Consider the following 22,136-nt stretch of genomic DNA (forward strand, 5'->3'; position numbering starts at 1 on the left):
GGCGACCGCTCGGTGATCGACACCATGCGCGAGGCGCTGGCGGCCTTGGCCGGCGGCATCAATGTGGCGGGGGACCGGCTGGGCATCTGGGGCTTCTCGTCGCTGAAGCGCGACCGGGTGTTCCTGACCCGCTGCAAGGGCTTCGAGGGTCGCATGACGCCCGAGGTCACCGCCCGCATCGGCAGCCTGAAACCCGGCCATTACACCCGGCTCGGCACCGCGATCCGCCACACCTCGGCGATGTTGGCCAAGGAGCCCTCGGCCCGCAAGCTGCTCTTGGTGCTGACCGACGGCAAACCGAACGACCTCGACCATTACGAGGGGATCCACGGCATCGAGGACAGCCGCATGGCGGTGCGCGAGGCCAAGGGCCGGTGCCAGGCGGTGCATGGCGTGGTGGTCGATGCCGACGGGCAGGACTGGTTCGCCCGCATCTTCGGCCGCTCCGGCTTCACCCTGCTGCCCGACCCCGCCCGCCTGTCGCGGGCCTTGCCCGACATCTACCGATCCCTCACACAGGAGACCTGACCATGCGTTCCCTCACCGCCCTGCTGGTGCTGCTCCCCGCGAGCGTCCAGGCCGCTGCCTTCGACCGTCCCGTGCCGCAAGCCCAGACCGACACCGCCGAGTTCTGGTTCGCCATCGCTTCGGGAGCCCTCATCGTCAGCCTCATTGCCGTGCAATGGCTGGTCAGCCGTAGATGACCCGACAGGCGCGCCTGACCCTGCTGCTCTACCCATTCGGCGCAGGCGCAGCGGCGGTGAACCTGTTCTTTGCCTCGCTCATCCTGTCATGGGCAGGGATGCCGGTGCTTTCTCCGGCGTGGGCAGTGCTCGGGGGCGCGGCGCTCGGATGGCCGGCCACGGCGCTATTTGCGAGGCATATCGGCAGGCTGATGGAGGAAGCCGAGCTCAACGAGCGAACGTGAGCCCTTCCAGCACCAAAAAACTTGCGGCTAGGTTAGGCGATACTACAGCAAGCAATATTCGCAAATGGACAGAACCTGCCGCAGTTTAACAATCAGGAAAACCGGTGGTTGCAGGATCTTTATTGCAGAGAGAAATTTAGATCTGCTACCTGCCTTCAAGCACCACACGCCGGCTAATGCAGGCCGGCGAATAGTCATGATCAGCCCGCGCCCGCGCCTTTGCCACGGTCCAGCGCACCAGCACGACTGCCGGGTTTCCCATTCCCGCAGAAGCAGCCGCCCGGGACATCCCCTGCAAATTGGTCCGCACGCGGCGTTCGTGAGCGGTTTCGACGTGTTGAACGATGTCCACTTCACAATCGGCGGGCGCTCCAGCGTCCAGCAGTTCTGCTTCGACTTCAGCCAAGCGATGCATGGCCATGTAGAGGACCAGCGTCGAGCCTGACGAGAATCCCGCGGCGACGTCGGCCACGGCGCCCGGGCGGCAGGTAGCCGTTGCGATCAGCAGGCGCTCGGTCTGGCCGCGCTCGGTCAGCGGGCGGCTGAGGCTCGCGGCGGCGGCACTGGCTGCGGTGATGCCGGGAACGATCTCGACCGGAATGCCCGCGAGACGGGCCACCTCCAGCTCTTCGCCGGCGCGGCCGAAGACCGATGGGTCGCCGGATTTCAGTCGCACGACGCGCAGCCCTTCTAGCGCCGCGGCAACAATGACGGCGTTGATGCGGGATTGCGGCCATGAGTTGGTACCCACTTCCTTTCCGACAAAGACCGTGCGGGCGGGCGTCAGCGCCAGCACGGCAGGGTCGACAAGTCGGTCGTAGAACACGACGTCGGCGGTGCGCAGCCGCTCCAACGCCCGCAAGGTCAGGAGATCGGCGGTGCCCGGACCCGCGCCGACGAGGGCGATCCGGCCCAGCGGGCGACCCGAGGGCGTATCGGCGGGAAGGAAGCTCATGCTGCCGCCCTCCGCGCCAGAAAGGCGCTGTCGATCAGGATGCGCCCGGCCTCCAGCCGGATGCCATAGGTCTGCACGGACCCCTCGTCCATCCCGGTAGCTAGTCCTGTGTTCAGATCGAACACCCGGTTGTGCAACGGGCAGGTGACCGAGGTGCCGTGGACGATGCCCTCGGACAGCGGGCCGCCCTTGTGCGGGCAGCGGTCATCCAGCGCGAACAGCCGGTCGTCGGCGGTGCGGAACACGGCGATGCAGCCCTGCGCCGTGCGGATCAACCGGGCACCCTGCGCGGGGATGTCGTCCAGCGCGCCGATGTCGATGTATGGACTCATTCCGCGGCCTCCAGCGACAGGTCGGCCATCGGAGCCCATTTCGGAGTTTCGTCCGGTGTCGAAAGGTCCGCCCAGGGGTCTCGGCGGTAGACTGACTGGCTCAGCTCGAACCGAGCGACGAGCGCACGGCGGTTGTCCAGATTGTCGACGACCTGCGTCTTGACCCAGTCGAGCCCGACCTTCGCCACCCATTTCCAAGCGCGGTCCAGATAGCGGGCGTTCTCGCGGTAGATCTGGGTGAAGGCGAGGATAATCTCGATCGCCTCCGCTTCGGTCGCGGCATGGGCCAGAGCCTCGGTCTGCTTCACCTCCATGCCCGCCGCCCCCGCCACGCTGACCTGATAGCCGCTGTCGACGCAAACGACGCCAATGTCCTTGCAGGTCGCCTCGGCACAGTTGCGCGGGCAGCCGGAAACGCCCAGTTTCAGCTTGTGCGGCGTCCAGCTGCCCCACATCAGCTTCTCCAGCCGGATGCCGAGCCCTGTGCTGTCCTGGGTGCCGAAGCGGCAGAACTCGGTGCCGACGCAGGTCTTCACCGTGCGCAGCCCCTTGGAGTATGCATGCCCCGACACAAGCCCCGCCGCATTCAGGTCCGACCACATCAGCGGCAGATCCTCCTTCCGGACGCCCAGCAGGTCGATCCGCTGGCCGCCGGTCACCTTCACCATCGGCACGCTGTATTTGTCGGCGGCATCGGCAATCGCACGCAGCTCCGCCGGGGTGGTGACGCCGCCCCACATGCGCGGCACCACGGAATAGGTGCCGTCCTTCTGGATATTCGCGTGGTTGCGCTCGTTCACGAAGCGGCTCTGCCGGTCATCGCGATACTCCAGCGGCCATTCCGCCAGCAAATAGTAGTTCAGCGCCGGACGACAGGAATGGCAGCCGCCGGAGGTCTTCCACCCCAGATCCTGCATCACCGCCGGAATCGACTTCAGCCCCATCGACTTGATCAGGCGGCGCACGTCCTCATGGGTGTGGTCGCAGCAGGGGCAGAGCGGCTGGGACGTCGGTTTCTCGAAGGCATCGCCGAGGGTGAGGGCCATGACCTGCTCCACCAGCCCGGTGCAGGTGCCGCAGGAAGCCGAGGCCTTCGTCGCGGCACGCACAAGGGCGAGAGTGGTGGCGCCGCCTGCCACCGCCTGTGCAATGCGTCCCTTGCATACCCCGTTGCAACCGCAGATCTCGGCACTGTCGGGCAATGCGGCCACCGCGGCCAGCGGATCGGCTGTGCCAGCGCCTGCCGGGCCGAAGATCAGCGTTTCGCGTAGCCCCGAGATATCGGTCCGGTCCTTGATCAGGCCGAAGAACCATGGCCCGTCGCCGGTCTCGCCATACAGCACCGCGCCGACCAGCCGATCGGCTTCCAGCACCAGACGCTTGTAGACGCCGCGCCCCGGATCGCGGAACACGATATCCTCGCGTCCGGGCTTGTCGGCGAAGTCGCCGGCGGAATAGAGATCGCAGCCGGTGACCTTCAGCTTGGTCGCCGTCTCCACCGGCATAAAGGCCGCGGGGCGGCCCAGCAGGTTCTGTGCCAGCACCTTCGCCTGATCATATAGTGGTGCGACGAGACCGAAGAGCTGGCCGTCATGCTCCACGCATTCGCCGAGCGCAGAGATCGACGGGTCCGAGGTTGCCATGGTTCCCGAGACGATCACGCCGCGCCCGACCTCCAGCCCGGCGTCGGTGGCGACGCGGGTCTCGGGGCGGATGCCCACGGCCATGCAGACCAGATCGGCGGGATAGGTGGTGCCATCCTCCAGCAGCACCGCCTCGACCCGGTCGGTCCCGAGAATGGCCTTGGTGGCCCCCTTGCAATGGATGCGGATGCCGCGCCGCTCCAGTTCCTTCTGCAGCAGGTATCCGGCAGCAGGGTCAAGCTGGCGTTCCATCAGGTGCCCCATCAGATGGATGACGGTCACATCCATGCCGAGGATCCGCAGACCCGCAGCCGCCTCCAGCCCCAGAAGCCCGCCGCCGATCACCACCGCCGACCCGCCCCGCAGAGCTGCGGCGGTCATCGCGCTGGTATCGTCCAGATCGCGATAGGTCACGACCCCCGGCAGATCGCGCCCCGGCACCGGGATGAGGAAGGGGGCGGAGCCAGTGGCGATGACCAGCTTGTCATAGGGTGCGCCGCCCTCCCCCGAATAAACGATCTTCCCCTGCCGGTCGATGCGCGTGACGCTTTCGCCAAAGCGGCAGTCGATCCCCTGCGCGGCATACCAAGCGGTGTCATGGGTGATGATCTCGGCATAGGTCTTCTCCGCCGAGAGCACCGGCGACAGCATCAGCCGGTTGTAGTTGCCACGCGGCTCGGCGTTGAAGAGGGTGATGTTGAAGGCGCCGGGGGCGTCTTCCGTCAGATGTTCGAGCAACCTACCCGAGGCCATACCGGCCCCGATCACCACGAGGTTCTGGGTCATTTCACCTGTCCTTGGCGGTCCCCGCGAGGGGAGTGCTGAATGGAAAAAGGCCGACGACGGCAGGGCTTGGACCATGCTGTCGAGCGGCTTTGCTCTGATGTGGGGGAGCCCCTGACGTCGGGGGGAGCAGGGGTGCGGAACATCGTTGTCCGGCACCGTCACCTTCTTAGATGAACCGCACCCTCGCTCGGGTCAAGCGAGTTGCAAGGCCCCGAACTGCCGGGCCGTCATCTGCCCGATATTTGCGCGCCTAGCGTAGGTCGGGATCAAAAATGGTACCGTCGAAGAAGGCATCTGGCAGCAACATCACCCGGCCCTGCGCCGCCGGGTGCAGGCCGCGCTCCTTCACAGCCCCCTCCAGCCGCGACGAGGCCGCGGGCAGATCGGCCCCCGCCGGTCCGAGATGCTGGCGGTAGAGATCGCTGCGGAACACCTCGCGGGCGATTCTGCGGGCGGCGACAGGCTCCAGCCCATGCCGGGCGGCAAGCCGGCTGCCGATCCATTCAGCCTGACTGCGCCAGGGAAAGGTGGCACAGCCGGAGAAGAACTCGACGATCCGGTCCGCGCTGCGCTCATCGCCGTCCGGTGAGACGACGACGCGGGCGGACAGGATGCGCTCGATGATCTCGGAGGAGAGGTCGAGATAGGTCGGGCGAGCAAGGATCTCCGAAGTGGCCAGCCGGTTTTCCGGCAAGGCCAGCCAGCGACAGGCCCGCCAGACCGCGCGCATCAGCCGACCCGTCAGATCGGGGTCGGCCTCGACCTGGTCGTGCCGCATCGCCAACACCTTGTTGGGCGAGGCGCGCCAGATCGCCGTGCCGGGCAGCAGAAGCTGTGCGACGCCGCGTTCGACCGCGACCGATCCCCAGGGCTCGCCGATGATGAACAGATCGACATCCCCCGCAGCAACCGCCTCCGCCATCATCGGCGGCGGCACGGTGTGGACCTCGATCGTCTCACCCAGCCAGCGATACAGCAGTTCGGCATGCATGGAGAAGGGGAACGGGATGCCGATGCGCAGCGGCTCGCCGACAGCCTGCAAGCTGGCGCGCGCCGCAGTCGCATCCGCGAAATCGAAGGTATAGCCCGTCGTCCGCATCTTCGCCGCCAGCGTCCTCGACACCGCCACCGCCTCGCCCCCCAGCGAGGTTACCATCAGCGCGTCGATCCGCGCAGGCAGCCCGCCCAGCCCCAGCGCGCTCGCCACCGGCACCGGCGACAGCATCGACGCCGCATCGACCTGTCCGAAGGCCAAGAGATCGCGCAGTGCCGACCAGGACGGCGCACGGGTCAGCGAAAGCGCCAGCCCCTCCTCCTCGGCAAAGCCCAGTTCCAGCGCCACGATCAGCGGGGCTGCATCGACCAGCGGCAGGAACCCTGCCGAAACGGCGCTGCTGCTCATCGCAAGAGCTCCGAAGCCGTGAGGATGGCCTGCGCGATCTCGGCGATCTTGCGTTTCTGGTCCATCGCGGTTCGGCGCAGCAGGGCGTAGGCCTCGTCCTCCGTGATGCCCCGCACCTTCATCAGGATGCCCTTGGCGCGGTCGACGATCTTGCGCTCTTCCAGGGCCGCGCGTGTGGCGGCAAGTTCGGCGCGCATCCGCTGGAACATGTGGAAGCGCGCAATCGCCGCATCGAGCACCGGGGTGATGCGTTCCGCCCGCAGCCCGTTCACCACATAGGCCGAAACGCCCGCCTCGATCGCGGCATGTGTCAGCCCACGGTCGGACCGGTCGACGAAGATGGCCACCGGACGCTCCATCGGCGAGGAGGCGAGGCTCAGCTCCTCCAGCATGTCGCGTGATGGGTTGGCGATGTCGATCAGCACGAGGTCCGGGGCAAGCTCGGCGATCCGCCGGGCCAGCGAGGTATCGCTGTCGATCACCGTCAGATCGTAATCCCCCTCCTGCCGCAGCGCCTCGGTGATCAGCGCCGCGCGCTCCGGGATCATTTCGACGAGGACGATGGAGAGGCGTTTCATAGGATATCGGTCCGGGAGGTGTGCTTTCGTCAGGCCATGGAACGCGCAACGGTGCAAGTGGCGGGGCCTGCACACCGCGCGCTGTGCCTTAAATCAGGTCGTTGCTGCCCGAGTTCCGCCTGTTCTGCGGTCGATTTGGGCACGGCAGGTCTGGAGACGGATCGGAGACGAGTTTTAGCTTGCCCGAGGCAGCTGCGTGAGGCCCGCTTATTCAAGACGCCCCGCAAGCTGGCTGTCCCCTTGTCGCAATGGCGCGACACCTTCTCCCGAATCTGCCGCAAGGCAATCAGCAACGGCGCTGTGTGAACGTGGTCCTCCCCGGTTCCGGCGCACGTCCGTTCACGCAGTTCCAGACCCAGTCCGCGCCTCAGCCGCGCCTGACCGAAAGGAATGCAGCCATGTCCTATGTCACCCCGCCCGATTTCGTGAGGAAGATGATCGACGCCGGAGAATCCAAGGTCCACATGGGCACGGTCAACACCCTGATCCGTGCCTATATGGCGGGGGCAATCCTCGCCCTTGCCGCAGCCTTTGCCGTGACGGTGACCGTGCAGACCGGCCAGCCGCTGGTTGGCGCGATGCTCTTTCCGGTCGGGTTCATCCTGCTTTACCTGATGGGTTTCGACCTTCTGACCGGGGTCTTCACCCTGACGCCGCTGGCGCTCCTCGATCGTCGGCCGGGCGTGACGGTCAGCGGCATCCTGCGCAACTGGGGCCTCGTCTTCACCGGCAACTTCGGCGGGGCGCTTACCGTGGCGCTGTTCATGTCAATCATCTTCACCTTCGGTTTCAGCGAGGAGCCGAACGAGGTCGGCCAGAGGATCGGCCACATCGGCGAGGGACGCACGCTGGGCTACGCCGCGCATGGCTCCGCCGGGATGCTGACGCTCTTCGTGCGCGGGGTGATGTGCAACTGGATGGTCTCGACCGGCGTGGTTGCCGCGATGATGTCGACCAGCGTGAGCGGCAAGGTGATCGGAATGTGGATGCCGATCATGGTGTTCTTCTACATGGGCTTCGAGCATTCGGTGGTGAACATGTTCCTGTTTCCCTCCGGCCTGATGTTGGGCGGCCAGTTTTCGTTCATGGATTACATGATCTGGAACGAGATCCCGACCGTCATCGGCAATCTGGTGGGCGGGTTGGTCTTCGTCGGCCTCGCGCTCTATGCCACGCATCACCGTCGCGAGGTAGGCGATTCCGGGGAATCACGGGCCTTCGCCGTTCCGGCCGAGTGACGCTTTTGCGGGTGCGCAGACATCCAACAGGTTGCCGCGCCAAAGCCCACGCCGATTAAGTAAGGTTCGGCAGTGTGTAGGATAGTTGCGTTGCCAAGGCCAATCCAGGACCGCCTGTGCGAACGAATAGCAATTTATGTCAGGCCCTCAGCTTGTTTCCGAATATAGCCCGTTTCGCCGGCCACCACTGACGTTCACAAGCCCGTCTGGTCGATGTGTAATGACCGTCAGCCCTGGATGACCCGGAAGCTGCGCCTCACGTTCATGCTCTCCCCCGTCGCCACGCGCGCGGCGGCGGTGAACCTATTCTTTGCCTCGCTCATCCTGTCTTGGCTAGGTATGCCGGTCCTTTCACCGGGCGTGGCGGTGCTCGGGGGCGCCGTGCTTGGATGGCCAGCCACGGCGGTCTTCGCAAAGCACATCGGTCGATTGATGCATGAGGCAGAGTGCGCCGAACGAGAGTAACTACCGTCAGGTGAGAAGTGGAACCATATAGAGGCCTGCCAGGAGAACCATGTAAAGCAGGAGTATGACGGTGGACCCGCGCAGGACAGGCGGCACCTGTGCGAGTCCAAGGTAGCGGGCCAGGATGATGCGGGCCTTTGCAAGTGCCAGCAACAGGAGCAGGACACCGACAGCCATCCTTGCCGTCTTAGTCAGATCCGCACCTCCCGTGGATACGGCAGTCAACGCCGTGATGCCGGTAAGCCCGACGAGAAACAGCCAGGGTCGCAGCAATGGGGAATGGAACATGCATCACCTCAGGAGATAAATTACCGGGAGCAGGAGCACCCATACGAGATCTACCATATGCCAAAAGGCGGCTCCCATCTCGACACCGGCGGGCGAACAGTTCCATCCGACCACCACGAAGAGCACGATACCGGCGACGACATGGGCCGCGTGGAACCCGGTTAGCAGGTAGTAAAACATGAAGAATGGATGGGTCTCTGTGCCAATGCCCGACTGGATCAGTTCTGCATACTCGCTCGACTTGATGAGAAGAAAGCCGATCCCAAGCAGGGCTGCGAGTGCCAGGAAAGCCCTGGTGCGCTTAGATTGATGAGCCTCTGCGGCTCTTGCTGCAACGGCTGCGAAAAGGCCGGAGGTGACGAGAAGCAAGGTGTTGATCCCCGCCGCACCACGGTGAAGTTGGTCCTGGGCCGCAGCGAAACCTGCAGGGTCCGTCAGTCGGACAGCCATGAAGCCCGCAAGACCAGCACCGAACACCAAGAGTTCGGAGACGATCAGGATCCACATCATCAGATCACCGGGCATCTGATGCAGGATAGAGGGCGCGCGCTTGCTGTCAGGCACTTCCCGCCATTCGGCAGGCCAATCTTCAGGCCAGTCGTCAAGCCGGCCCTCCGGCGGTGGTGATGTGGGCAAGGCGAAATCCTTTCTCGGAAACTCCGCCCATACTGCCTGAAGTTCCTGTGCATCAAGTTGCTGTAAAGCAACCTCGGGAGAGAATGTCAGACCTCAGAGGACACGCAGCATTGAAGATCACGCCCGGCGCGGCCCCCTACCCGGGATGGTGACACCGTCCAGTTCGAAATCCTGCTTGATCGTGTCGCTGTAGCGCAGGATCTCGAGGGTCTGCGTCAGGCGCCGGATGTCCTGCTCGTCCGGGATCTTCTCCGCAGAGATGTGAAGCAGCATCGTGCCGTCGAGTTCCCCACCGGCACACGGTCAGACGTCGGCCAGGAATAGAGCGGGGGTGTCGATTTATTGCGGCTGCGCGGGCATTGCCATCACCGCAGGATCGAAGCGCGCGGTATCAGGATTGGCGAGGATGATGTCCAGCACACCTTGGGGCCGTCGAGCGTCCGATCCTGATCGGCCGACAGCGGAAAGTCATCGGCCTAGCGGTTCCGGAGGCGCTCGCGCGCAACCACATGGTGGCGCCGGTAAATGGCTGCAGGACCGCGCGTCCGGGAACTACACTCATGGTCGCTTTTTGGGTCCAAGGGCACGACTCGGCAGCGCAAAGCCCACGGCTGGATGGTCACCTACGCCAACAGCCCATCGCGAGCCTTTTATTCATCGCCGGCAGTGGCCATTTAACGCGCGGCGTTAACCCCCTTCAACACAGGACCGCCTACCAACCTCCTCGGCCTCGTCAAACCGCCACGATCCAGACCACAGTCAAGCTGACCACAAGATAGACGAGTGTGTTAACCATCCAGCGAATGAGGCAAGCTTCGCCTTCAGGGTCGACCCCAAGACGTTCACAGGCTTTGGTTCCCGGCCACAGAAATGCTTGGGACAATGTCATTCTGAGCTCCTTTAATTGCGCGGTATTTCGCACGGCGTCATTGCCTAGCGCGTTGTTTAAAAGTCAGCACACGGCGGCTCTGTGGGATTTACTCATGTCGAGTTGATGGGTTTTGAGGCTTGTGCCCCTTTGGAAACTAGGGAGACAGACGCGTCAGGCAGCGCGATATCCCGGAGTGTGGAACGGTCGAGGTCGGCCATAAACGCGTTCTTTGCGCTTTGAAGCCGGGTTCTGAGGCGGCAGCATGGGGTGAGGGTGCAGTTGCCCCCGTTAGCGGCAAAACACTCAACGAGCGCCTGACCGTCTTCCAGAAGGCGCACGACGGCACCCAAGCTAATGTCCTGCGGTGCACGAGCCAGAACCGCGCCACCACCGCCACCACGCCGGGTGGACACGATCCCTCCCTGTGCCAACCGCTGCATGATCTTGATCAGGTGATGCCGCGAGAGACTGAACTCATCTGCCAGTTCGGCTGTGGAGAAGGCGCGGCTGGGCGTGCTGGCCATCCGCATCAGCATTCTCAGGCCATAGTCAGTGAAAGATGTCAGCCGCATCGAGGATCCTAATCAGTATTTACAATACCTATTAAACTATCTAGAGCTGAACGCAACCCAGACAGATGGATTCACCATGTCTCCCGATGTGCAGCCCCAGCCGATCCGCTCAGCACGACCTGCGATGACAGCATCCTTGATGGCTGACACCGGACTGGACGAGGCGTTGCTGACCACGCTGGTGCACCGTTTCTACGACAAGGTGCGGGTGGATCCTTTGCTTGGCCCCATCTTTGTCGCGCGCATCACGGATTGGCAGCCGCACCTTGCGCGTATGGTCGAATTCTGGTCGTCCGTTGCATTGATGACAGGCTGTTACCACGGTTCGCCGGTGACCAAACATGCAGACTTGCCGGTGACCTGGGCGCACTTCGAACGCTGGCTCGTGTTGTTTCGCGAAACTGCCGGCGAGGTCTGCCCACCGGCGGGTGCCGACCATGTCATCGCCCGCGCCGAACGCATCGCCAGGTCACTGAACTTCGCCATCGATGACGCTGCACGCGCCCGCAACGGTGCCGTCCCGAAACTATGACAAGGCATTGGCCCGGAACAGATCATGATACCAGATGACACCATAACATACGGCTATGCCTCGCCGCCGTGCTTCGCTCATGAGGTCGACCAGAACCATTTCGATCCCCTTGCGGTCGATCCACAGCAGGAAGAAGACGTAGCGCGATGGCGTAAGGCAGTGCGGGCACGCTTACTGGCTGAACGTGCTGCCCTGCCCGTATCGGAACGTCAGGCGGTAGCAGAAACAATCTCGGGCCGCCTCGACGCCCTCCTGGCCGCTCGCTACCAGAGTATTGAGGGGCTGACGATTTCCGCCTGGTGGCCGATCAAAGCCGAACTGAACCTTCGGCATTGGATGGAAAATCTGCTCGAACGTGGCGCGCGCGTCGCCCTACCAGTCGTGGTGGTGCCCGCGGCTCCGCTCGTGTTCCGCCTTTGGACACCCGATTGCAAAATGGTGCAGGGTTTCTGGAAGATCCCGGTCCCGGCCGATGGGCCGGAGGTCGTGCCGGACGTCACATTGGCTCCTGTAGTGGGTTGGGACAGGGCAGGTTATCGGCTCGGCTATGGTGGGGGGTATTTCGACCGAACGTTGCAAGCACCTGCAATGCGTCCTCTGACCGTTGGCGTTGGGCTCGGTTCTGCGCAGCTTGCAACCATTTTCTCCCAGGAACATGACATCCCAATGGATGCTATCGTGACTGAGGCAAGCACCTTCGTTTTGCGTAGTTGGACTTGAGAGCCTTCCGCGTGTCGCCGACAACCGATCGCCGGCGTCGATGCAGGTAGATGAACTGTGCGCAGGTCGCTGCTTGGTCTCTGTTGATGGTAAGCGTGAATTGGCGCGTCCCGCCATGCTTCAAGAGGCCGCGCCAATGCTAACCCATCACCAAGCTAATCTGGTATTCGCTCCTGCAACCCGTTTCGAACGGCAGGTTGACATGCTTTGCGGTGCCGCACTGGCCGGTGACCCTGACGCCTGCAAGCGGGCGGCCGAGCGGTTGGAACGGCTCGGCGTGACGGCAGAGCAGATCACCGACCTCCACATCCCCGCCTCCGCACGACAGATCGGCGAGCAGTGGGTTCGTGACGAAACCAGCTTTGCCGGCGTGACAATCGCAGTATCAAGACTGCAAGCCCTGCTGCGTTACCTCGAACAAGGCGGGTGTTGCGTCCGACTGGGTGATGCTCATGGTCCCTCCATCCTTCTTTTGACTGCAAATGAAAATGATCACACCCTAGGGGCTATGATCGTCGTGAGTCAGCTACGTCGCTTCGGTTGTTCCGTGCGACTGATCCTCGCGGCGCATCCTGAAGAGGTGAGCGAGGAGACGGGCAGAACACGTTTTGACGTTGTCATGATTTCTGCGGCTCAAGGTGACAGCCTAAAGCCGCTGCGTCGCCTGGTGCAAACCATCCGGCGGTCAACTTCTAGCGATGCTCCGATCGTCATTGGCGGAGGCATGCTCGATAGTGAACCTGACGTCCTGCGTCTGACAGGGGCTGACTATGCCGAGAAAGATCCTCAGCGCGCACTTGCCCTGTGCCGCCTCAGCTTGAAAAAGCGACGATCAGCAAAATTGGCAATGTAGCGATACCTGTTTTTGCAGTTCTCATGCGAGCTTGCGGGAGATCCGGACGACGTTTCAATATTACGCAGAATGGCATCGTCGCAAGGTGGCGGGGATACGGTTCACGAATGCGCACTGTAGCCTCTTCGCGGCACCGGAGCACCGGAGCATGCAATCATCCGGATAGGCCCGATACGATCAGAAATCAAATTCTGTCCGGAATGAAATAGAGCGGCCCGGCACCCCATGTCGGCGGAAGATCCAGGTCCGCCTGCTCCCACAATGTGAGCTTCCCGCTCCGATAGGCATCGCTTTCGACGAGCTGAAGGTGGACGTATTTCATAGCAAGCATCAGGGCCTGAACACCGTCCTCGCCGCAGACTTTTCCGCTGAGCTGACGATCCGGCCAGTCAAGGAACCATTGGCACCGATACTCGCCGCTCGGGCCCTGAGCGGGCATATGGAACCGGGCAACTACTTTGCCGTCGTCTAGCTCAAATCGGCGTTCGACAAAAGGTGTCATCTCAGTCCCGGCGGCGGATGCGGCGTGTCCCTTATGCCCCCGGAGGCGTGCGGCCGCAATTGGCCGGCGGTCCTCGCCGGCCGGAGATTCCCTATCATTTCCGCACGACTGTGCGCATCTCGCGCATTGTGGATCATGCGGAAGTGGTGGAAGCTCAATCACCCATGCAACCGATCCGAACGAGGCTTGCCGATGTCAGAGACCTTGATCGACCGCCGCGCAGCCCTTGCTCTGTTAGCCTCGGCACTGGCGGTCGCATTGATGCCAGCCCCGCTCCGCGCTGCGTCAATCTCCCTGCATGTGGTCAAGGATCCAAACTGTAGCTGCTGCGCGGCCTGGATCAAATATCTCGAACCCCATGGCTTCACCGCGGAGGTCGAGTTGATGGAGTATGAGGCCCTGCAGGCGCACAAGGCCGAGAGCGGTATCCCGGAGACCATGGCCTCCTGCCATACCGCGCACGTCGAGGGCTACGTCATCGAGGGCCACGTGCCGCCGGACGACATTCGTCGCCTGCTGGCCGAGCAGCCCGACGCGGTCGGATTGGCAGTCCCGGGCATGCCTTATGGGTCGCCCGGCATGGGGCCCGAGTCTGAACGTGAGGCCTATGAAGTCCACCTGATCCGTCGGGATGGCAGCACAGAGATTTTTTCGTCATACGACGCTGCTGCATGATTGACGGGGCCTAAGCGCTTCGGATGACCTCCGCTGGCACCTCCCGCGCACGCGCTCAGGCAGGCGCAAAGAGCCGCCAGAAGAACACCGCGCTCATGCTGAAGCCGACTGCGGCTATGACGCCCCTCACCACCGCCTTCGGCAAAGCCTTTGCCAGCGGGGCACCTGTGTAGCCGCCCGCAGTGGCCGCTATCATCATGACCAATGCTTGAGGCCATGCGACCAGACCCGCGGCAGCAAAGACCGCCACCGAAATGGCTGACAGCAGAAAGCTGAGCCCGGTCTTCAGGGCGTTCATGCGGTTCAGGTCCGTCATGCCCCACAGCGCAAACAGCGCCAACAGCACGATCCCGAGCCCACCGTTGAAATAGCCGCCATAGAGCGACACCGCGAATAGGCCGAAGGCCCCTTCCGGCGTCATGGATCGAGCTTTCGCGGCGGCCCATGTGCGCACCCTGTCCCCGAAGAGGAAAGCGAGTGTTGCCCCCGTTAGCAGGAAGGGCACAACTACGGAGAAGGCCTCATTCGACGATACGAGCAGCAGCCCGGACCCGACCAGACCGCCTGCGAGGGTAATCACGATCAGTCGGCGCAGCCTCGCACGGTCAAAGCTGAGTATTTCCTCGCGAAACCCGATGGCTCCGCCCAAGTATCCCGGAAAGACCGCGACGGTGCTGGTCGCATTGGCCGTGACCGGGGGCAAACCGCTGAAGACCAGGGCCGGAAAGGTCAGGAAGGTGCCGCCACCAGCGACTGTGTTCAGAACGCCCGCCCCGAAGGCGGCCACGACCAACATCAAAAGTTCCACGTCACAGCCCTCTGCAGTCAGGTCGACGCCGACCCGGGTGGGGGGCTACTTCAAGGACTGGACGAAGCCAACCCTCGACTAAGGGCGCGCTGGATACCCATCCGCCGATTGGCCGTGGGTCTGCCAGAGGACCTGCCCTTCAACCTGACGCCTGGATTTAGCACACAGGCTTGCAACTCTCGGCCCGAACGGCCATATCAACCCTATGTCGATGTTCTGCATCCATAAGAGGTTCCTGCGTTACGCTGGAAATCTACTGAACCGCCGGTAACCCCGGGCGGTCGAGCGTGTCTGCACGCTTACGCCACGGGGGATGTCTATCACGCCGGTCAAATCTGCCGCCGTCCCGTCATTCGAGCTTCATACCCGCGGGCACTCCTGTCCGAGGCGGGAGCTTTTGCGCGTTCACGCGGCATCAGTAGTCTCGAAGGAGAAGATAATGTCTGCAATTCACCCACGCAAAGCTAATGCCGTTCCGGCACAGAGCGATACCTTCGCCGGCCTGCTGCAGCGCTGGCTTGCGCGTGTCATCACAAGCTGGCAGCGGCGCAAGACTGTTGCTGCCCTCGCAGCCTTGGATGACAGGATGCTGCTGGACATCGGCCTTGAACGAGGTGCCCTTGAGGACTTCGCCAATGTTCTGGTTGAGCGGGAGCGCTGGTTGGCTTCTCCCCCCGTAGAACGGCAATCGGCTCCTGCGGCGGCCGAGACCCTTCGCCAAGCCGCATAGGCGAACCTCTCCCTTAATGAGCGTGCATACCTGCGCCGCCAATACCGAAAGCCCGGGCGAGCACCTTCGGTGCGCGTGCCGGGCACGATCTTTCTCCTGCCCCTGATTGCACCGCAAGGCGCGGCCTCCCTGAATTTGAACTGGAAACCTCATGACCTCCGTGATCAACGCCACACGACTCCCGAAAATCCATCTGGACAAGTCACTTGTCGGGCGGCTTGAAGCCCTCGCCACCTCGATGATGCGGCGCTCTCCGCAAATTGGGGAGCGGCTGATGGACGAGATTGCCAGAGCGAAGCTGGTCGCTCCCGAGAAACTGCGCGGCGACATCGTGACGATCGGCAGTGAGGTCACCTACCGCGACCTTGGCAACGGCAGGGTGCAGACCGTCATCCTCACCTACCCGGAAGACGCAGACATCGATCTGCATCGCGTCTCCGTGCTGACCCCGATCGGCGTCGCCCTTCTCGGTCTCAGCGCAGGCTCCTCCATATCCTGGGTCACGCGGGACGATGAGACCCGGACGCTGGAAGTCGTGAAGGTCATGCCCGCGAATTCGTAACCTCGGCCTGAGCCGTATCCAGATCATCTGCTGAGCCAAAATGCGCGCGGCGCAGGCGCAAAAGCCACTTCCGAGAGCAAGACCATGACAGATAACCCAACACCGCGCCTCAGCTTGCCCGGGACTTCATTCGCCCAAGGGCTGATCTGGATGGGCTTCAGTATGGTCGCGTTCATCGCCATGTCCGTCGGCTCGCGGGAGATGGCGGAAACGCTCTCGATCCAGCAAATCCTGTTCTTCCGCGCCTTGGTCGGGCTTGGTGTCATTCTTGCCGTCGGTCGGTCCCTGCTGCCGGAGGTGCGGCGCATGCAGGCGGTGCCGTTGCATCTGGCGCGTAACATCGTGCACTTCACCGCCCAGTATTTCTGGACCATCGGCGTGGTGCTTCTGCCTTTGGCCTCGGTCTTTGCGCTGGAGTTCACGATGCCGATCTGGGTGACACTTTTCGCCTGGCTTCTGCTCCGCGAGAAGGTTAGCCGATCTCGCCTTTTTGCCACGGTCGGGGGTTTCATCGGTGTCATGGTCATCGTCCGCCCCGGGGCAGGAATGATCGATCCCGCAGCGGGCCTGGTCCTGCTTGCGGCAGCAGGATACGGGCTGTCTCTGATCATGGTGAAGCGGCTCACCGGGCACTGCTCCCCCGGTGCGATCGTCGTATGGATGATCCTGATACAGCTACCGCTGGGTTTCATTGCATCGCTAACGGACTGGCGCCCGGTCAGCTTGACTGACGCGCCATGGATGCTGGTGGCCGGGATCGGTGCGCTCAGCGCGCATTTCTGCCAGGCGCAGGCCCTGAAGCGACTAGAAGCGTCAGTGGTGATCCCCGTCGACTTCCTGCGTGTCCCAATGGCCGCCGTTGTCGGCTATTACGCCTACGGCGAGGCCATCGATCTATGGGTGTTTCTTGGCGGCGGGATCATCCTCTTGTCAAACTTCCAAGCGGTAATGGCGGAGAGGCGCAAGGCTGAGGTCACCGCATCGTTGGGCAGTCCATCGGTTCGCTAATCCCTGGTTTTTGACAGCCGAAACGCGCAAGGTTACCCACCGCCTGTCGAGAGGGTTTCACGTCGGTTTGGTTATTCCGGCCCCTGCCCCGCGCGGCAGGATCCTGTCGTGCCTCGTCACGAACCTGCGACATCAACCTTTATTGGATGATGGCGTCATGCCCGGGCTCCGCCCTGCCCATGCATCGGCGGCAGGAAATGAAAGCGCGCTCTTTCTTACCGGACGGCGAGAATGCATATTAGACCACTTGAAACGGATAGAAGGAGCCGGCCTGATCCGCCGTTGACCTTTTGCCCGCGAGCAGGTCAGGGATACGGTCAACCGGAACTGGGCGACAGATGAGATACCCTTGGATCTCATCGCACCGGGTCTGCAGCCAATCGAACTGGTCTCGTGTCTCGACCCCTTCCGCGGTCACCCGGATCGACAGGGCATGCGCCATGCCACAGATCGCAGACACAATCGCCCGGCTTGACTCGCTGTCCGGTAACCCGGTGATAAAAGAACGGTCGATCTTCAGCTTGGCGAAGGGGAACTTCTGCAGGTAGCTGAGCGCAGAGTAGCCGGTGCCAAAGTCATCAAGTGCCACGCGAATACCCATCTTGTTCAGCTGAACGAAGATGTCCAGATTGCTCCCGCTGTCATCGAGCAGCGCGGCCTCGGTGACCTCCAACTCGAGCCGGTCCGGCCGCAGCCCGGTCTCCTCAAGGACCCGAGCGACCATCGTCGGCAGTTCGAGATCCCTGAACTGCCGCGTAGAAAGGTTCACTGCGACGCAGACGTTGGCAGGCCAATCTGCTGCCGCCGTACAGGCGGTTCGCAGCACCCACGCTCCGATCTGGTGGATAAGCCCAGTTTCTTCCGCGATCGGGATAAAGATCTCCGGCGATACCAGCCCCCTGAGCGGATGCGTCCAGCGCAGTAGCGCCTCGAACCCGCAGATGCGGTGGGAAGCCAGATCATACAGGGGCTGGTAATGAACGGCGAACTCTTCATTTCCCAAGGCGGCGGTGAGGTCCGCGATAAGCGCGGTGCGCTCTTTGAGCCTAGGTTCAGGACTCGTTCTTGATCATAGCCAGAACAAGACAATGGCGGCGAGGATGACGGCGGAGAAGAAGGTTTGCGGGCACCGGTCGTATCGGGTGGCGACCCGCCTCCAATCCTTCAACCGCCCGAACATGATCTCGATGCGATTGCGCCGTTTGTAGCGCCGCTTGTCGTATTTTACGGCTTTCTTGCGCGACTTCCGGCCGGGGATGCAGACCTTTATCCCCTTGTCTTTCAACGCTTCCCTGAACCAGTCAGCGTCATAGCCCCGATCTGCCAGCAGCCAACCCGCCTTCGGCAGGCTGCTCAGCATAGCCGTCGCGCCGGTGTAATCGCTGACCTGTCCGGCCGACAGGTAGAACCCAATCGGTCGCCCCTTGGCATCCGCGACGGCGTGCAACTTGGTGTTCATGCCACCTTTGGTTCGGCCTATCTGGCGTCCGCGCCCCCCTTTTTCACCCCAAGGCTCGATGCCGTGCGGTGTGCCTTGAGATAGGTCGCGTCGATCATGATAGTCTTGTGCTCGGCGCTCTCGGCGGCAAGGCTCATCATGATCCGGGCGAAGACCCCGTTGTCGCTCCAGCGCTTCCAGCGGTTGTAGAGGGTCTTCGCCGGGCCATACTCCCTTGGTGCGTCGCACCACCGCAAGCCGTTGCGATTGACGAAGATTATGCCGCTCAAGACGCGCCGATCGTCGACGCGAGGCTTGCCATGGCTCTTGGGAAAGAACGGCTTGAGGCGCTCCATCTGGGCGTCGGTCAGCCAATAAAGGTTGCTCATAGATCTGGTCTCCTTGCGGAGCCTGAATCACGCAAGCGAGCCGAAATCAATGGGTCTGGAGCCTAGCCGCGGACCTGGCTCCATGCCTCTCCCACGCAGTGGCAAAGGATCGGGTAGCTATAAAAATGCCGGTGCTACTTTTGTACTTGGGGCGCCGTCAGGGCGGGTGTACGTCTGCAAAGGCACGACCGGCTTTAAAATCGAGACGGCAAGCATAACGGTGCCTGGCATTCGCGCCTCCTATCCTGACGCCCTCCGGCCCGGCATCGACGCCACCTCATGCGTTGACGGTGTCCTTCAGCGCCTTGGCGATGGTGAACTTCACCGCCTTGTCGGCAGGCTTCTGCATTTGCTCGCCCGTCGCCGGGTTGCGGACCATGCGCTCGGCGCGCTCACGACACGCCAGTTTGCCCAGTCCCGGCAGCGTCAGAGCACCACCTTGCGCCATGGTTTCTGAGGCGACGTCGGTCAGAGCCGCGAGCACGGCATCAACGTCCTTCTTCGCCAGACCCGATTTGTCGGAGAGCGCCGTCACCAGCTCGGTCTTGGTCATCGTCTTCATGCAGTCTTCCTTTGCTTCAGTTGGCCTTGCGTTGAGTCATGGATACCGGTTGCCCACCCTGGTTGCCACCCGGCCCCCGGGACTGATGAGAGCCATGTCGCCACGCAGGCAAGGAATGCACAGTTATCCGCTCAGTTCCGCGGCCTGATCCCGGCCAGGATGTCGTCGGCCTCAGTCATCAACCTGTCGAGATCCGCCATGGCCAGGTCCATGCCTTCCTTGCTGTCCGCGCGGAGCGACGTCCGGCTGGCGGGATCCGCCGTGCGCAACCCGGCGAAGTCCGCTGCAGCCTCGGGAGCAATCGGACCCTTGGTCGATTGCAGGGCGGGACGAACCTCCTCTGCCGGCCGGGACCGCGTCGAGCGGACTCTCAGCCGATCAGAGAGCGAAGCAGTCGCCCACAGGCGGGCGGAGCGCCGCGGCGTGATCGAGGCGACGACGCCCTGCCCCACGAAGTCCTCGATCAATGCCAGCGCCGTTCGCCGCGTGACGCCGATGCCGTCCATGATCATCGCCGAAGAGAAGACCGGGTGTTCCGGGAGCCAGCGCGCAAAGTCGGCGTGGCGCGCGCGGCCGCGCCGCCCCTCCCCTGCCCTCTCCAGCAAGTCGACGTGCCGACGCAGCTGGCCGACCTGACCAAGATCCCACGCCAGGCTTTCCGCGACGAGGCCCGCGAACTCGATCATCGTGTCCGGGCGGAGCGGCGACCAGATTCTGAACCCCCGTCGGGTCAGCGTCGTCGATGGCGTGACGACCCAGTGCGCATCCACACGCCCGATGATCGTCGGATCATCGTCAATCCTGCCCTGCCGCACGCCGAGGCTCTCCGCGCGCAAGGCGCCCTCGACTGCGGAGAAGATGAGCCGTTCTGCCACGGGCGAATGCCGTCCGGACCGCCAGGCATAGTCGGCCGAGGCCCGCAGCGCACCGGCGATCGGTGCCCCACGGTATCGCAGCGCGCCTTCGATGATCTCCCTGAGCTCCCCGTCGGTCAGCACCTCCGGCTCGTCACGCCGAACCCCGATCGGCGCAGCGGCCTCCTCGATGCGGCGCAGTCCTGCTACAGGCTGGCCCAGCACATCGCCCGGCTGCCGCAGGATCCGCAGGATCGCAGCGGCCTGCTCCAGACCGCGCGGATCCCCCTCCCCTGCCCTGTTCAGCGTCATGCGGGCGATCAAGTCACCCTCGTTCAGGCGGACATCCTCCAGCCCGACGCTTCGAACGGCTTCGCCATATGCCGCCTCGATCCGCCAGAGACGGCCGGTGGCAGGCTCGGCAAGAAAGATCGCTTCCAGCCTGGCGGCGGCGATCTCGCACTTGAGGAGCGTCAGGAAGGCGCTGGTGGGCATAAAGTGCCTTTCAATGGTAGGCTGCATCAGCCTAAAAATATTAACAACTTGTCTATAGTAAATATATTCTTTCGGTCCTTAAATCCACTTGCTTGCGCGCTCGAACGGCAACGAATTTGACCTCGTTAAGAAAATGTCGCGTCGCGCTATCCCAACGCTTGAGAGCCTCAGGCTTCTGACGCTGAGGCACTATAAATCAGTGCCTTTCGACGAAAAAACATACGCTTTGCCCGCAGTGGGATCGTTAAATGCCAGTTGCCACCGTTTACAAACGGTCGTTTATTAGTGGTATATGAAACTGCAAACGGCCTGTTTTGATGCCCCTGATCGGCTATGCGCGCGTCTCAACCGAGGATCAGACCCCCCTGCCCCAGTCGCAGGCCCTGAAATCCGCAGGCTGCGTCGAGATCCATGAAGAACAAGCATCGGGAGGGAACCGCGCGCGGCCCGTGCTGGCCCGCGTGCTCGAGCGGATCGCCAAGGGCGACACGCTGGTGGTGGTGCGCATCGACCGTCTGGCGAGGTCGCTTTCGCATTTGCTGCAAGTGATCGAGCGGCTGGAGGCGAAAGGCGCCTTCTTCCGCTCGATCATGGACCCGATCGACACGTCCTCGCCACAGGGCAAATTCACACTGCAGGTCCTGGGTGCCGCAGCCGAGTTTGAGCGCGCCCTGATCCGCGAACGCACCAAGGCCGGGCTGGCCAGCGCACGGACCAAAGGCCGGGTTGGCGGAAATCCGGGCCTGCGCGCGCGGGATCCGGCGGCGCTGCGCAAGGTGCGGTTGGCACGGCAGGATGGCTACATGGAACGCCTGAACGAGACGGCACAGGACTGGGTTCCCCATGTTCGCCGCCTGCGCCCGGACTTGGCCTGGGAAGACGTAGTGCGCATCGTCAACGGCCCCCTGCCCCGCGAGCGCCAATGGACGCAAAGCCGCCTTTTGCGCGCGGTCAACGCCTATGTCCGGGACGGCTTCCTACCGCCCACGGTACTGGACCGCGCCGGCCGCCGCGAAACCGACGACCGCCTGCCTGCCATCGTCGCCGCCATCAAGGGCGCGGACCCCGACATCACGCTTCAAGCGATTTGCACCCGGCTGGAAGCCATGCGCGAGCGAACACCCCGCGGGCGGACAAGCTGGCAGCCGTCATCCGTGAAGATGCTACTGGAGAGGGCTGAGAGACTGGGGCTGCTTGCGTGAAGTCGTGGGAATCGGTCGCGCGATTCTGAAGATCTGCGTTACGTAGGCGTCGACAATACATGTTGTGGCCATAACATCGCGGGCTACGAACTGTTGAAGTGCTCCGCGAACA

Annotated in this window: 28 protein-coding genes; 12 read left to right on the plus strand and 16 right to left on the minus strand. The window is 63.1% G+C overall.

Translation table 11 applies throughout. The annotated features are described in order from the left end of the window. The 3 genes from AC3A5Z_RS21435 to AC3A5Z_RS21445 all read left to right on the plus strand — a co-directional run. Window positions 1-528: nitric oxide reductase activation protein NorD (locus tag AC3A5Z_RS21435; RefSeq protein ID WP_487521309.1), on the plus strand; the 528-nt coding region annotated here is incomplete at its 5' end. A 2-nt stretch (window positions 529-530) separates the two neighbouring features. Then, window positions 531-704: a hypothetical protein gene (locus tag AC3A5Z_RS21440; protein ID WP_487521310.1), complete on the plus strand. Its 174-nt coding sequence runs from the start codon at window positions 531-533 to the stop codon at window positions 702-704. Beyond that, window positions 701-928: an NnrT protein gene (locus AC3A5Z_RS21445; RefSeq protein WP_487521311.1), complete on the plus strand. Its 228-nt coding sequence runs from the start codon at window positions 701-703 to the stop codon at window positions 926-928. The genes AC3A5Z_RS21440 and AC3A5Z_RS21445 overlap by 4 nt, the downstream gene beginning before the upstream one ends. Before the next feature lie 145 nt (window positions 929-1,073). Here AC3A5Z_RS21445 and cobA read toward each other — a convergent pair whose 3' ends face one another. The 5 genes from cobA to AC3A5Z_RS21470 all read right to left on the minus strand — a co-directional run bounded on the left by cobA (window position 1,074) and on the right by AC3A5Z_RS21470 (window position 6,624). Next, on the minus strand, window positions 1,074-1,883 hold the full coding sequence (gene cobA, locus AC3A5Z_RS21450) for a uroporphyrinogen-III C-methyltransferase (RefSeq protein ID WP_487521312.1): 810 nt from the start codon (window positions 1,881-1,883) through the stop codon (window positions 1,074-1,076). Further along, the gene (gene nirD, locus AC3A5Z_RS21455) at window positions 1,880-2,215 is read right to left on the minus strand and encodes a nitrite reductase small subunit NirD (RefSeq protein WP_487521313.1); all 336 of its coding nucleotides are present in this window, start codon (window positions 2,213-2,215) and stop codon (window positions 1,880-1,882) included. The genes cobA and nirD overlap by 4 nt, the downstream gene beginning before the upstream one ends. After that, complete coding sequence (gene nirB, locus AC3A5Z_RS21460) at window positions 2,212-4,644, minus strand: nitrite reductase large subunit NirB (RefSeq protein WP_487521314.1); 2,433 nt, start codon at window positions 4,642-4,644, stop codon at window positions 2,212-2,214. The genes nirD and nirB overlap by 4 nt, the downstream gene beginning before the upstream one ends. 250 nt (window positions 4,645-4,894) lie before the next feature. After that, window positions 4,895-6,046, minus strand: coding sequence for an ABC transporter substrate-binding protein (locus AC3A5Z_RS21465; protein ID WP_487521315.1), 1,152 nt, complete (start codon window positions 6,044-6,046; stop codon window positions 4,895-4,897). Continuing rightward, entirely contained in the window at window positions 6,043-6,624 is a 582-nt protein-coding gene (locus AC3A5Z_RS21470) for an ANTAR domain-containing response regulator (RefSeq protein WP_487521316.1), read from the minus strand. Before AC3A5Z_RS21470 ends, AC3A5Z_RS21465 begins: the two co-directional genes overlap by 4 nt. 398 nt (window positions 6,625-7,022) lie before the next feature. On the opposite strand from AC3A5Z_RS21470, the gene AC3A5Z_RS21475 reads away from it, so the two are divergent. Continuing rightward, complete coding sequence (locus AC3A5Z_RS21475) at window positions 7,023-7,862, plus strand: formate/nitrite transporter family protein (protein ID WP_487521317.1); 840 nt, start codon at window positions 7,023-7,025, stop codon at window positions 7,860-7,862. Between the two features lie 471 nt (window positions 7,863-8,333). Here the strand turns inward: AC3A5Z_RS21475 and AC3A5Z_RS21480 are convergent, their stop codons facing one another. The 5 genes from AC3A5Z_RS21480 to AC3A5Z_RS21500 all read right to left on the minus strand — a co-directional run bounded on the left by AC3A5Z_RS21480 (window position 8,334) and on the right by AC3A5Z_RS21500 (window position 10,694). After that, window positions 8,334-8,615: a nitric oxide reductase F protein gene (locus AC3A5Z_RS21480; protein WP_487521318.1), complete on the minus strand. Its 282-nt coding sequence runs from the start codon at window positions 8,613-8,615 to the stop codon at window positions 8,334-8,336. Window positions 8,616-8,618: 3 nt separating this feature from the next. After that, complete coding sequence (locus AC3A5Z_RS21485; protein ID WP_487521398.1) at window positions 8,619-9,140, minus strand: cytochrome c oxidase subunit 3; 522 nt, start codon at window positions 9,138-9,140, stop codon at window positions 8,619-8,621. A 228-nt stretch (window positions 9,141-9,368) separates the two neighbouring features. Continuing rightward, window positions 9,369-9,524, minus strand: a complete 156-nt coding sequence (locus AC3A5Z_RS21490; RefSeq protein ID WP_487521319.1) for a hypothetical protein — start codon at window positions 9,522-9,524, stop codon at window positions 9,369-9,371. A gap of 460 nt (window positions 9,525-9,984) precedes the next feature. Then, window positions 9,985-10,140: a hypothetical protein gene (locus tag AC3A5Z_RS21495; protein ID WP_487521320.1), complete on the minus strand. Its 156-nt coding sequence runs from the start codon at window positions 10,138-10,140 to the stop codon at window positions 9,985-9,987. 92 nt (window positions 10,141-10,232) lie between these two features. Further along, window positions 10,233-10,694 (minus strand): RrF2 family transcriptional regulator, encoded by a 462-nt coding sequence (locus tag AC3A5Z_RS21500; protein WP_487521321.1) that lies wholly within the window; start codon window positions 10,692-10,694, stop codon window positions 10,233-10,235. Between AC3A5Z_RS21500 and AC3A5Z_RS21505 the strand changes: the two genes are divergently transcribed. From AC3A5Z_RS21505 to AC3A5Z_RS21515, 3 genes are read left to right on the plus strand one after another with little or no spacing between them, the layout of a single operon-like run. Then, entirely contained in the window at window positions 10,675-11,226 is a 552-nt protein-coding gene (locus AC3A5Z_RS21505; protein WP_487521322.1) for a group III truncated hemoglobin, read from the plus strand. The two genes, AC3A5Z_RS21500 and AC3A5Z_RS21505, sit on opposite strands and share 20 nt — an antisense overlap. 24 nt (window positions 11,227-11,250) lie before the next feature. Next, window positions 11,251-11,946, plus strand: coding sequence for a 5-formyltetrahydrofolate cyclo-ligase (locus AC3A5Z_RS21510; RefSeq protein WP_487521323.1), 696 nt, complete (start codon window positions 11,251-11,253; stop codon window positions 11,944-11,946). Window positions 11,947-11,986: 40 nt separating this feature from the next. Then, on the plus strand, window positions 11,987-12,799 hold the full coding sequence (locus AC3A5Z_RS21515; protein WP_487521324.1) for a cobalamin B12-binding domain-containing protein: 813 nt from the start codon (window positions 11,987-11,989) through the stop codon (window positions 12,797-12,799). A 184-nt stretch (window positions 12,800-12,983) separates the two neighbouring features. Here AC3A5Z_RS21515 and AC3A5Z_RS21520 read toward each other — a convergent pair whose 3' ends face one another. Then, window positions 12,984-13,301, minus strand: coding sequence for a DUF6968 family protein (locus tag AC3A5Z_RS21520; protein WP_487521325.1), 318 nt, complete (start codon window positions 13,299-13,301; stop codon window positions 12,984-12,986). 192 nt (window positions 13,302-13,493) lie between these two features. Between AC3A5Z_RS21520 and AC3A5Z_RS21525 the strand changes: the two genes are divergently transcribed. Further along, the gene (locus AC3A5Z_RS21525) at window positions 13,494-13,976 is read left to right on the plus strand and encodes a DUF411 domain-containing protein (RefSeq protein ID WP_487521326.1); all 483 of its coding nucleotides are present in this window, start codon (window positions 13,494-13,496) and stop codon (window positions 13,974-13,976) included. Window positions 13,977-14,031: 55 nt separating this feature from the next. Here AC3A5Z_RS21525 and AC3A5Z_RS21530 read toward each other — a convergent pair whose 3' ends face one another. Next, entirely contained in the window at window positions 14,032-14,772 is a 741-nt protein-coding gene (locus AC3A5Z_RS21530) for a sulfite exporter TauE/SafE family protein (RefSeq protein WP_487521399.1), read from the minus strand. 451 nt (window positions 14,773-15,223) lie between these two features. On the opposite strand from AC3A5Z_RS21530, the gene AC3A5Z_RS21535 reads away from it, so the two are divergent. The 3 genes from AC3A5Z_RS21535 to AC3A5Z_RS21545 all read left to right on the plus strand — a co-directional run bounded on the left by AC3A5Z_RS21535 (window position 15,224) and on the right by AC3A5Z_RS21545 (window position 17,084). Next, window positions 15,224-15,514 carry a DUF1127 domain-containing protein gene (locus tag AC3A5Z_RS21535; protein ID WP_487521327.1) on the plus strand — a complete coding sequence of 97 codons (291 nt, stop codon included), beginning with the start codon at window positions 15,224-15,226 and terminating at the stop codon, window positions 15,512-15,514. Between the two features lie 151 nt (window positions 15,515-15,665). Further along, the gene (gene rnk / locus AC3A5Z_RS21540) at window positions 15,666-16,076 is read left to right on the plus strand and encodes a nucleoside diphosphate kinase regulator (RefSeq protein ID WP_487521328.1); all 411 of its coding nucleotides are present in this window, start codon (window positions 15,666-15,668) and stop codon (window positions 16,074-16,076) included. An 84-nt stretch (window positions 16,077-16,160) separates the two neighbouring features. Then, window positions 16,161-17,084: a DMT family transporter gene (locus AC3A5Z_RS21545; RefSeq protein WP_487521329.1), complete on the plus strand. Its 924-nt coding sequence runs from the start codon at window positions 16,161-16,163 to the stop codon at window positions 17,082-17,084. Between the two features lie 238 nt (window positions 17,085-17,322). Here the strand turns inward: AC3A5Z_RS21545 and AC3A5Z_RS21550 are convergent, their stop codons facing one another. From AC3A5Z_RS21550 to AC3A5Z_RS21565, 4 genes are all read right to left on the minus strand, one after another. After that, window positions 17,323-18,108, minus strand: a complete 786-nt coding sequence (locus AC3A5Z_RS21550; protein WP_487521400.1) for a putative bifunctional diguanylate cyclase/phosphodiesterase — start codon at window positions 18,106-18,108, stop codon at window positions 17,323-17,325. 45 nt (window positions 18,109-18,153) lie between these two features. Beyond that, window positions 18,154-18,911 (minus strand): IS5 family transposase gene (locus AC3A5Z_RS21555; protein ID WP_487521330.1). Its coding sequence is split into 2 segments (ribosomal slippage): window positions 18,154-18,587 and window positions 18,587-18,911, totalling 759 coding nucleotides; the frame shifts between segments, so codons are not numbered across the junction. Window positions 18,912-19,188: 277 nt separating this feature from the next. Further along, window positions 19,189-19,473 carry an HU family DNA-binding protein gene (locus AC3A5Z_RS21560; RefSeq protein ID WP_487521331.1) on the minus strand — a complete coding sequence of 95 codons (285 nt, stop codon included), beginning with the start codon at window positions 19,471-19,473 and terminating at the stop codon, window positions 19,189-19,191. A 131-nt stretch (window positions 19,474-19,604) separates the two neighbouring features. Beyond that, a complete protein-coding gene (locus AC3A5Z_RS21565; protein WP_487521332.1) occupies window positions 19,605-20,822 on the minus strand; it encodes a hypothetical protein in 1,218 nt (405 codons plus the stop codon). Between the two features lie 317 nt (window positions 20,823-21,139). Here AC3A5Z_RS21565 and AC3A5Z_RS21570 point away from each other — a divergent pair, with 317 nt between their 5' ends. Then, window positions 21,140-22,024, plus strand: coding sequence for a recombinase family protein (locus AC3A5Z_RS21570; protein ID WP_487521333.1), 885 nt, complete (start codon window positions 21,140-21,142; stop codon window positions 22,022-22,024). Window positions 22,025-22,136: the final 112 nt, after the last annotated feature.

It is taken from the genome of Cereibacter sp. Soil_C_27 (assembly GCF_057657095.1).

What these genes read in the sequence shown, in the direction of transcription:
- AC3A5Z_RS21440 (WP_487521310.1), top strand. Translation starts at nt 531, where the DNA reads ATGCGTTCCCTCACCGCCCTGCTGGTGCTGCTCCCCGCGAGCGTCCAG.
- AC3A5Z_RS21445 (WP_487521311.1), top strand. Translation starts at nt 701, where the DNA reads ATGACCCGACAGGCGCGCCTGACCCTGCTGCTCTACCCATTCGGCGCA.
- cobA (WP_487521312.1), bottom strand. Translation starts at nt 1,883, where the DNA reads ATGAGCTTCCTTCCCGCCGATACGCCCTCGGGTCGCCCGCTGGGCCGG.
- nirD (WP_487521313.1), bottom strand. Translation starts at nt 2,215, where the DNA reads ATGAGTCCATACATCGACATCGGCGCGCTGGACGACATCCCCGCGCAG.
- nirB (WP_487521314.1), bottom strand. Translation starts at nt 4,644, where the DNA reads ATGACCCAGAACCTCGTGGTGATCGGGGCCGGTATGGCCTCGGGTAGG.
- AC3A5Z_RS21465 (WP_487521315.1), bottom strand. Translation starts at nt 6,046, where the DNA reads ATGAGCAGCAGCGCCGTTTCGGCAGGGTTCCTGCCGCTGGTCGATGCA.
- AC3A5Z_RS21470 (WP_487521316.1), bottom strand. Translation starts at nt 6,624, where the DNA reads ATGAAACGCCTCTCCATCGTCCTCGTCGAAATGATCCCGGAGCGCGCG.
- AC3A5Z_RS21475 (WP_487521317.1), top strand. Translation starts at nt 7,023, where the DNA reads ATGTCCTATGTCACCCCGCCCGATTTCGTGAGGAAGATGATCGACGCC.
- AC3A5Z_RS21480 (WP_487521318.1), bottom strand. Translation starts at nt 8,615, where the DNA reads ATGTTCCATTCCCCATTGCTGCGACCCTGGCTGTTTCTCGTCGGGCTT.
- AC3A5Z_RS21485 (WP_487521398.1), bottom strand. Translation starts at nt 9,140, where the DNA reads ATGCCCGGTGATCTGATGATGTGGATCCTGATCGTCTCCGAACTCTTG.
- AC3A5Z_RS21490 (WP_487521319.1), bottom strand. Translation starts at nt 9,524, where the DNA reads ATGCTGCTTCACATCTCTGCGGAGAAGATCCCGGACGAGCAGGACATC.
- AC3A5Z_RS21495 (WP_487521320.1), bottom strand. Translation starts at nt 10,140, where the DNA reads ATGACATTGTCCCAAGCATTTCTGTGGCCGGGAACCAAAGCCTGTGAA.
- AC3A5Z_RS21500 (WP_487521321.1), bottom strand. Translation starts at nt 10,694, where the DNA reads ATGCGGCTGACATCTTTCACTGACTATGGCCTGAGAATGCTGATGCGG.
- AC3A5Z_RS21510 (WP_487521323.1), top strand. Translation starts at nt 11,251, where the DNA reads ATGATACCAGATGACACCATAACATACGGCTATGCCTCGCCGCCGTGC.
- AC3A5Z_RS21515 (WP_487521324.1), top strand. Translation starts at nt 11,987, where the DNA reads ATGCAGGTAGATGAACTGTGCGCAGGTCGCTGCTTGGTCTCTGTTGAT.
- AC3A5Z_RS21520 (WP_487521325.1), bottom strand. Translation starts at nt 13,301, where the DNA reads ATGACACCTTTTGTCGAACGCCGATTTGAGCTAGACGACGGCAAAGTA.
- AC3A5Z_RS21525 (WP_487521326.1), top strand. Translation starts at nt 13,494, where the DNA reads ATGTCAGAGACCTTGATCGACCGCCGCGCAGCCCTTGCTCTGTTAGCC.
- AC3A5Z_RS21530 (WP_487521399.1), bottom strand. Translation starts at nt 14,772, where the DNA reads ATGTTGGTCGTGGCCGCCTTCGGGGCGGGCGTTCTGAACACAGTCGCT.
- AC3A5Z_RS21535 (WP_487521327.1), top strand. Translation starts at nt 15,224, where the DNA reads ATGTCTGCAATTCACCCACGCAAAGCTAATGCCGTTCCGGCACAGAGC.
- rnk (WP_487521328.1), top strand. Translation starts at nt 15,666, where the DNA reads ATGACCTCCGTGATCAACGCCACACGACTCCCGAAAATCCATCTGGAC.
- AC3A5Z_RS21545 (WP_487521329.1), top strand. Translation starts at nt 16,161, where the DNA reads ATGACAGATAACCCAACACCGCGCCTCAGCTTGCCCGGGACTTCATTC.
- AC3A5Z_RS21560 (WP_487521331.1), bottom strand. Translation starts at nt 19,473, where the DNA reads ATGAAGACGATGACCAAGACCGAGCTGGTGACGGCGCTCTCCGACAAA.
- AC3A5Z_RS21565 (WP_487521332.1), bottom strand. Translation starts at nt 20,822, where the DNA reads ATGCCCACCAGCGCCTTCCTGACGCTCCTCAAGTGCGAGATCGCCGCC.
- AC3A5Z_RS21570 (WP_487521333.1), top strand. Translation starts at nt 21,140, where the DNA reads ATGCCCCTGATCGGCTATGCGCGCGTCTCAACCGAGGATCAGACCCCC.